Here is an 8,121-nt window from a genome sequence, read left to right as displayed (position 1 = left end):
TTTGAAGAAAATAAAAAAAGAAGTTTTAAAAGAAAAATGGTGCTGGGCATAACACCCAACACCAAGTTTGTCTACAGTCTGAAGCCCGCCAAAAGGCGAGCTTATTTAGAATGCTTGTTTATAGGTTATCGCTGAACTACGTTTTCAGGACAGCCCCTTTATGGGTCTTATTAAAGATTTGCAAATATCAGATTATTTTCCCATCTGCGATGCGATATTTTCGACTTACATACCAGCCTGCTATGCAAAGTTTTAAGTCTTACATTCCTGCCTGCTATGCGAATAATCCAGTTAAAATCAGCATTTTCCGCTATGCGGATCTTTCAGTTTTATATTACTTTAACAATCAGTCTAATAACGTTTCAACAATCTCATTACGTAACTAATTGAGTAATTCTATTGCCTACATAATACCAAGAAGCTCGTCCTGCACAACTCTTTGTGCTGCTTTCGTATTATCCAGAAAGTCCCCCAAACGTTCTGCTTCTTTTAGTTTTATATCGTCCAATACATGTGTATACGACACCGTTGTATTATAATTTGAGTGTCCCATGATCTCCTGTACTGTCCGAGGGGTCATTCCTTTTTCAAAACATCTTGTTGCAAAAGTATGTCTCAAAGCATGTGGATGGACTCTTTCAAATTTCTTAGGAATTGTTCCCGAATATTCCGCTTCTATTCGAAGTGTCTCATTTATCTGTTTTGTAATGTTTCTCATATCATTTTCAATCGTATAACGACCTATTGGAGTTCCTAATGATGTAGTAAATATCAGATCGTCCATATCTTTGGGCTGTTTCCATTTCTTTCCCATGTCAGCTCGCTTGGCTTTCTGTTTTTCAAACTGCCTCATTAGTATATCTTTTGTCTCTCCAAAAAAAGGAATTTTTCTGACAGAATTTTCTGTCTTGGGTGATGTAAAAAAAATAGTTTTCACGCCATCCTCATATTGATATGACAGAGATCTTTTTATACTGATAAATCGATTCGTAAAATCAATATCTCCCCACTGAAGTCCACCAACCTCTCCGATACGCATTCCTGTAAGCAACATCAGCTTATACATTTCTTCATACCAGCTTTTTGTTCTTTCCAAATGTTCTATAAAAATTTCCTGTTCTTCTACTGTCAGTACTCTTCTTTCAACTTTATCACACTTTGGAATAACAACTCCTACAGTCGGATTGATAGAAGTTAAACCATTCGCCATAGCTGCCTCAATACAGTTCTGTAAAATACCAGTCGCTTCTCTGACCGATTTCGATGATCTCCCAGCTTCGAGCATATCAGCAATCGCTGTCTGAACATGTAATTGCCGAATATCTTTCAGATTTTTTGATCCAATTCTCACACCATAATAGTTTACAAATTTACGCCTATACTGAGCTGATCCTCCATTTTTCAATGTCGGAGCCTTATATTTTTCGTACCATTCCTCAAACCATTCATTTAATGTAAGAGTATCAGTTTCATAGCCTAACCATATTGAACCTTTTCTGGCTTCTTCCACTGCTTCAGCAAATTCTTTTTTAAGAGTCCTCAATTTCCAACCATATAATAAAACGCTTTTTCCTGCAACCTGCGCTCTCGCCATATAACGTCCATCAGGTCTCTGTGTTAAACCTCTGCCAAGTTCTTTTCCTTTTAAGTCTTTTCCCATAATTTTCACCTTCATAATTGTTGCTTGCAATTTCAAAAGTAAAAACTATCGGCGGTCTATCAGATCACTCGGAAATGGGATGCTCTTTTTCTTCTGTCCTATCAGAATACTTGCCTTTTTTAAATTTCACATTTCCATAAAAGTCACTCATACCAGAGTTTTTTTCAAAAGTTTCCAAACTCATGATTACCATGTCTCCATAGCCATTTTTCGTTATAAAAACTGGTTCTTCTGACTCATGGCACATTTCTGACATTCTATTCGTATCTCTTAGTTCTCTAATAGGAATTATTCTGGGCATCTTTTCATCTCCTTTCTTCCATATTGTAGCATAATTGTGCTTCAACATCAAGTGTCTATTACCGCCTTTTTTACTTTTGTTGAACATTACATTTTCAATTGAAACTTAGCACTTTTCTTCAATTCAGCATCTAAAAGTTCCTTATGAATCAACACTCGTCGTCCGACCCGAACTACATACTTACAACTAGGATTAGAAAGCAGTTCTCTCGCTTTCGTTTTTCCAATTCCCATATATGTACAGAATTCCTCTACAGACAACAAAGTCTTTTCAAGTTCCAAATTGTCACCCCCTCTTTTTATGCCCGCTGATAAAAAAACACTTCATAGTTAAAATGTTCTTTTATCAACAGGCACTTTATCAAAAACCTGCAGGCAGCCACCAGGTATGACCTCATTGGATTTACACCATCTTTTCAGACCGAATCTTTATCGGAAGTATCATTATCAAAAACAGTTTCCTCGCTACAAAGTTCCTAAGCTCTGTTGGTAGCAATATATTTCTCGCTCGTACCTTTCCTTCAATGCCAAAATCAGCACTTCCTCAGTTTTCACTTCTGTACTTCTCGACAATTTGTCGGGAAGTTAAAAAGCAGATAGTCTCCGCGTATTTGCTACATAGCTCCACTATTTCACACGTTCCTGCAAGTTAACTATATGTAATTTTCAAGGTACAGTTACACTGCCCACGGATTTCTAAAGGGGAGCAGAAATCTTTAGCAGTTAATATAAATACTCCCTTTACTGATTACTTTTCCTTACATATGATTTCGTATCAAATCCCAAGGTCTTAGTAATCAGTTTTGCTTCCAGGCGTTGACGCAGAGTTTCATCTACACAGTAATGCACCTGTCCAAATTCGTCAAACATTTTTCTGGTAGCCAAAACTGTTATGTACCCTTCATAATGCTTCAACACTGCCTGGATTGCCTCAGTATCACCAGTTGATGCTGCCTCAATAACATGGAATGGCAGCAAATCAAATGCGCATTTCTGTTTTTTACTTTTTTTCATTTGCAGATTCCTCCATATTTTTTCTCATCAGTTCCAGTGATCGTCTACGATGCTCATTAATTGTGCTGCGTACAAGATTCATTTCTCTGGCAATGTCTGCATCACTCATATCCATAAAATATGATAATAACACAACATTCCTTTTCTTTTCAGTAAGTGTCTGCAGTGCTTCAGCAATCAATGCATCTTTGACTTCTATGTCGTAACCCAGGACCTGAAAACGATGTGTTTCCATTTCATGCTCATCCATTATAAAAAGTCTGCTCAACTCCTTTTCTGATAATTCTGACAACATCACTTCATACTTCTGGCGATATGCCATATGCTTTTCATAATTAATAACTTCACTTTTCAATGCCAGCTTGCACAGAGAATCAAACTGATGTCTGACTGTCTGCTCATCTTGAAAAGAGGATTGCTCCATAAGAGTTCACCTCCTTCCCCGCCGGTAGGCAATAAGCAAAGTTCTTGCTTCCCCTTCACACATATCCCAAACGGATGAGTGCATTTGTCGGGGTGTGGGAAGAAATTTTTAAAAAATTTCTTAATAAATACGAGAAAATTGTTTTTCCTGTATTTTGAGGTATATAAAAAACGTCCTAATGGGTAGTTTTTAGCCCATCGGACGCTATTTATATCAAAAGATAATATTTTGCCATCATTTTTTGTGGCATATAATTCACTTTTTGAGGTAAAGAAATTTATTTGCTTTTTTGAACTATTTATCTATTTCATCCGTCACGTAATGACGGATATGATACCAGACAATAAAATTCTTAATCTTTCCTATACCTCCGGATCTGTTTTACGGAAATTCAGAATTTTATATGTCTTTTAAAAAGTGAAATATCACCCTCTTTTTTAGTGAAATATTAGTTCATTTTCTTTCAAGAAAGGGAACTATACACTAAACATGGAGGTGTATCATATGCCAAAACAAACAGATAAAGAACTGGGATTGTTTTTTAAGAACGCCCGACACGAGCAAAAATTGACTTATGAAGAATTAGCTGAAAAAGCAGAAATGTCCAGCCGATATTTAAAGGAAATTGAAAATGGGGGCCGAGTTCCCAGTTTTCATAAAATCAGAAAACTGGTACGCGCTTTAAATGTTCCTCCTGAACCATTGTTTTATCCAAACAATCATACAGATAATCTTGATTATCAACGCCTGCTCATGTACCTGTCAAAATGCAACGATGAGCAAATTACCGCTATCCTTGCCATCGTAGAAGCATACCTGCGCACATACAAAATTCCTACAGACCACGATAAACAAGATCCCTGAAATTCATTTGAATTCTATCTGAATTATTCTGAAGAAGCGGTATGGTTTCCCATACCGCCACTCTTAACGTGCATATTTTTCTATCATTCTCTTAACATTCGTGGATTTCTTTATTGCCCCTATATTAATAAGAAACTCAACTACATCCATCATTCCCTGGTAATAAGCCCGCTGCTCCTCTTCATAATGGAAATGTTCTAACTGATCCAGATATTTATTCCAGAAATTCTGCTCACGCTCTGGGATTTTTTCCAGATGTAGTGGCAGCTTCTTTTGTATTTGTTTCAAATTCTTCTCTGCTTCTTTCCATTCTTCCGGCTGTACTGTATATTCTCTTTCTCCGGAGTCACAGCGCAATTCCTCAAATAAATTAGATACTGCTTCATAAAATTCATTCATCTTCTTTCCACCTCTCATTAGAATTATTTCTCATTACAGGCAGCATTATCATTTTCTTATTTCAAAAATCAAATAAACTTTCCAAAAACTTCATCTTTAGAAGTATAGTAACAATATTTTTCCTTAAAATCAATAATAATACTTCATCTTTAGAAACTTTTGAGGATCAGAATGATTATTTATTGGGATAAAAAAACGAACAGTAAAAACAGAATAGGACAACGGGTAAAAGAATTACGAAAGGCTCATAATCTTACTCAGAAAACACTCGCTGCCAAATTACAACTTGCAGGATATGATTTTAATGATCTGGCAATCCTGCGAATTGAACAAGGCACACGTTTCGTTCCCGACTACGAAGTTGTCGCACTGGCCGAAGTATTTAATGTTTCCTGCGAATATCTTCTTGGTCTGACGGACGCTCCTGCAAAATAATTCAATTGTATTGCTGCCCATTCTATGCTAAACTATGGATAGATACTTCTGAACAACATACACTATTTATAAACCGTATGATTGGAGTGATTTCATGGAATTAACAAAAAAAGTCCCTACAACCGATAAAAGCCAGGAAAACAATCATCTTCTCCGCATGTTAGACCGGGGAATTGATGATATGGAAGCTGGTCGTGAATTGCCACTGGAAGATGCTTTTCGCAAAATCACAGAATTAAGGGATGCACGAAGAAATGCAAGAATATAAAATTATTTTAACCTGGGAAGCAATTTACGATGTCACAGACATTGCAGATTATATTGAAGAAGAATTCGGCCAGCAACGTGCTGACCGTTTTCAATCTGATCTGAAAGAACAAATGCAGAATTTAGGCCAGTTCAGTACTGCCTTTCCCCGAACTCAAATTCTGTACAGAGGATATTCCATACATAAAAGATCTTTTCCGCCATCTATTATTTTTTATATTATAATGGAAGAAACAAAAGAGATTCATATTCTCCGAGTGTTGCGCCATGAACGAGATTGGGAAAATATCCTGTTGCAAAGATCAACTTATACATATCCAGAATGAATACCTGGGAGCCGATCAGAGATTTTTCTGAAAGGCTTCCTTTTTTATTACTTCCCACTGTCAATTAAATCATAACTCATATCCAGAAAATCCAGCGTCTTAGCTTCACTGACAGAATCATCCAAAAGAATCGTAATCCAGTGTTGCTTATTCATATGATACCCCGGTAAAAATCCATACGTTTGAATAATCATCCCAACCAGATCAGGATCACATTTTACATCCAGGATGTCAATGTTTCCATCTTCTTCTAATCCCAGTATTTTCTTTTCCACTACCATAATTATAGCATACCATTTTCCATTTTTATGTCGAAGCACCGCAGAATCAGGATCTTTTTTCCATAAATATTCCGGTTCAGTTCCATATTGCTCTTTTACATATTGAAAAATTTCTTCACGTTTCAAATTTATCCCTCACTTACGATTTCTTTCTCTGATTATACGCTATCAGGATTGTATTCTCAACCACTTCTCACAGTTCTATTTATGTTTTATAGCTTTTGCATAGCCTGCTTTGCAGGCTACACCCCAAAAGAAGCAAGCACTGCCAGTGTCATGACACCTGGCTCATTTTGTCAAATTCCCTTTCCGGTTCATTCTACCAAAATGTATCAGGGAGTATCCCTGGCCCTCTCATATTTTATAATTTCTTAATTTGACGCTTTCACCCAGTCCTGTTAAAATAACTTACAGATACATCTGTCCAAACCAACAAAAAACCAAGTACCATAACTGTCATAGCCGAACTGGTTAGACAGTTTTTTTGTACTCTTTTTTATAGAAAAAAACGAATTGGAGGATTTCAATGAGCAAACGTACCAGAATTCATCCCGTACAATTTTATTTGAATGATGACGAACAATACATTTTAGAAGAAAAATATCGTCTTTCCAGGATGAAAAGCAAATCTGCCTTTCTACGGAAAATGATCTTATATGGATTTGTATATGAAGTAGACTACTCTCATATCCGAAAAATGAATACCCTGCTGGGCAATATCAGCAGCAATTTGAATCAGATCACCCATCGTATAAACAGTACCAATACAGTTTACCCAAAGGACCTGGACGATATAAAGGAGTTAATGGAAAAAATATGGCAGTTACAAAAATCCATGGTATCAAAACAACCGTTGATAAAGCAATAGAATACATCTGCAATCCAGATAAAACTGACCAGAATCTATATATTTCTTCCTTTGCCTGCTCTCCCGAAACAGCCGTTCTTGACTTTAAATACACTTTGGATCATACACATGACTGCAGAGATCCGCACAATACAAATAAGGCATTTCATCTGATTCAGGCATTTTCCCCTGGTGAAGTTTCCTATGAAGAAGCCCATCAAATTGGCAAAGAACTTGCGGATCGCTTACTGGAGGGAAAATACTCCTATGTCCTGACAACACATATTGATAAAGGTCATGTACATAACCATTTAATTTTCTGTTCTGCAGATAACATCACTTTTTCTCATTACCATGACTGTAAAAAGAATTACTGGAAAATACGAAATCTCAGCGACACTTTATGCCAGGAACATAACCTGTCCACAATTATGCCAAATGGTAAAAAGGGAATGAAATACAATGAATGGGCTGCAAATAAATCTGAATCCAGTAAAAAAGCGCAGCTGCGAAAAGATATCAACCAGACAATCCGAATCGTTTCCACTTATTCAGAATTTCTTACATTTATGGAAGCTAAAGGATATGAAATAAAAAACGCAGAATTTGGCGAAAACAGCAGAAAATACATTACCTTTCGTTCTCCCGATATGTCCCGTCCAGTGCGTGGAAGTGCTAAATCTTTAGGAAAAAACTTTACTAAGGAACGTATCAAAGAACGCATTAATAATAAGCTTCACAGAACTACTGTTCCTTCTGTTCGTAATAAGTTAATAGACACCAACACTCCCAATATAGCAGGAAACATTGGATTTCAGAAATGGGCAAATAAGGAAAATTTAAAAATTGTCTCTGCTGAATATAACAAGATGTTCACACATAATCTACATAATTTTTCAGAACTTGAAGACCGCATAGCCTTGTTACATATGCAGCAAAAAGAGGTAAATACCTCTGTTGTTTCTCTCGAGTCTCAGATACGCCATCTTCGAGAAATGCTAAAATATGCCGAACAATATCAGAAAAATAAAATTTACGACGACCATTATAAAAGCTCCAAAGATCCAGATCGTTATTTCCGTAAATATGAATCTCAAATTATTCTTTTCGCGGGTGCTGAACATATTTTACAGGAAAATGGCATGGATCTGAAGCATCTTAATTCCAATAAGTTACAAGAGCAAATTGCAGATCTTATTTCCAGAAAGGAATCACTAAATACTCAATACGTTTCTTTTAAGCAAGAAATAAAAGAGTTGGAATTGATACATCAAAACCTGTCCAAATATCTCAAACAGGATGCT

Annotated in this window: 13 protein-coding genes; 6 read left to right on the top strand and 7 right to left on the bottom strand. The window is 36.4% G+C overall.

All coding sequences use genetic code 11. From position 1 onward, the window contains the following. Positions 1-403: 403 nt before the first annotated feature. The 5 genes from G5B11_RS17950 to G5B11_RS17930 all read right to left on the bottom strand — a co-directional run bounded on the left by G5B11_RS17950 (position 404) and on the right by G5B11_RS17930 (position 3,398). On the bottom strand, positions 404-1,660 hold the full coding sequence (locus G5B11_RS17950; protein ID WP_173729248.1) for a tyrosine-type recombinase/integrase: 1,257 nt from the start codon (positions 1,658-1,660) through the stop codon (positions 404-406). 64 nt (positions 1,661-1,724) lie between these two features. After that, positions 1,725-1,961, bottom strand: coding sequence for a type II toxin-antitoxin system Phd/YefM family antitoxin (locus G5B11_RS17945; RefSeq protein WP_118608554.1), 237 nt, complete (start codon positions 1,959-1,961; stop codon positions 1,725-1,727). Between the two features lie 86 nt (positions 1,962-2,047). Then, a complete protein-coding gene (locus G5B11_RS17940; protein WP_118608528.1) occupies positions 2,048-2,242 on the bottom strand; it encodes an excisionase in 195 nt (64 codons plus the stop codon). Positions 2,243-2,701: 459 nt separating this feature from the next. Then, a complete protein-coding gene (locus tag G5B11_RS17935) occupies positions 2,702-2,974 on the bottom strand; it encodes a helix-turn-helix domain-containing protein (RefSeq protein ID WP_015541278.1) in 273 nt (90 codons plus the stop codon). Beyond that, positions 2,961-3,398, bottom strand: coding sequence for an RNA polymerase sigma factor (locus G5B11_RS17930; protein WP_005426505.1), 438 nt, complete (start codon positions 3,396-3,398; stop codon positions 2,961-2,963). The genes G5B11_RS17935 and G5B11_RS17930 overlap by 14 nt, the downstream gene beginning before the upstream one ends. Positions 3,399-3,902: 504 nt before the next feature. Between G5B11_RS17930 and G5B11_RS17925 the strand changes: the two genes are divergently transcribed. Further along, positions 3,903-4,262, top strand: a complete 360-nt coding sequence (locus G5B11_RS17925; protein WP_015524620.1) for a helix-turn-helix domain-containing protein — start codon at positions 3,903-3,905, stop codon at positions 4,260-4,262. A gap of 63 nt (positions 4,263-4,325) precedes the next feature. Here the strand turns inward: G5B11_RS17925 and G5B11_RS17920 are convergent, their stop codons facing one another. Then, entirely contained in the window at positions 4,326-4,661 is a 336-nt protein-coding gene (locus G5B11_RS17920) for a hypothetical protein (RefSeq protein WP_005426510.1), read from the bottom strand. Between the two features lie 171 nt (positions 4,662-4,832). On the opposite strand from G5B11_RS17920, the gene G5B11_RS17915 reads away from it, so the two are divergent. From G5B11_RS17915 to G5B11_RS17905, 3 genes are all read left to right on the top strand, one after another. Then, positions 4,833-5,096 carry a helix-turn-helix domain-containing protein gene (locus G5B11_RS17915; RefSeq protein WP_015541275.1) on the top strand — a complete coding sequence of 88 codons (264 nt, stop codon included), beginning with the start codon at positions 4,833-4,835 and terminating at the stop codon, positions 5,094-5,096. A 94-nt stretch (positions 5,097-5,190) separates the two neighbouring features. Then, entirely contained in the window at positions 5,191-5,364 is a 174-nt protein-coding gene (locus tag G5B11_RS17910; RefSeq protein WP_015541274.1) for a hypothetical protein, read from the top strand. After that, complete coding sequence (locus G5B11_RS17905; RefSeq protein ID WP_019162149.1) at positions 5,351-5,689, top strand: type II toxin-antitoxin system RelE/ParE family toxin; 339 nt, start codon at positions 5,351-5,353, stop codon at positions 5,687-5,689. The genes G5B11_RS17910 and G5B11_RS17905 overlap by 14 nt, the downstream gene beginning before the upstream one ends. Before the next feature lie 47 nt (positions 5,690-5,736). Here the strand turns inward: G5B11_RS17905 and G5B11_RS17900 are convergent, their stop codons facing one another. Continuing rightward, positions 5,737-6,096, bottom strand: coding sequence for an MmcQ/YjbR family DNA-binding protein (locus tag G5B11_RS17900; protein ID WP_019162150.1), 360 nt, complete (start codon positions 6,094-6,096; stop codon positions 5,737-5,739). Positions 6,097-6,496: 400 nt separating this feature from the next. On the opposite strand from G5B11_RS17900, the gene G5B11_RS17895 reads away from it, so the two are divergent. After that, entirely contained in the window at positions 6,497-6,838 is a 342-nt protein-coding gene (locus tag G5B11_RS17895) for a plasmid mobilization protein (RefSeq protein ID WP_005426517.1), read from the top strand. After that, positions 6,787-8,121 (top strand): relaxase/mobilization nuclease domain-containing protein (locus G5B11_RS17890; protein WP_173729247.1); only part of this gene is annotated, 1,335 nt, incomplete at its 3' end. The genes G5B11_RS17895 and G5B11_RS17890, both read left to right, overlap by 52 nt.

It is taken from the genome of Blautia glucerasea (genome assembly GCF_013304385.1).
GTDB classification, from domain to species: Bacteria; Bacillota; Clostridia; order Lachnospirales; family Lachnospiraceae; genus Blautia_A; species Blautia_A ammoniilytica.
The sequence above is the reverse complement of the archived record's forward strand: the minus strand, read 5'-3'. Positions and strand labels throughout refer to the sequence as shown.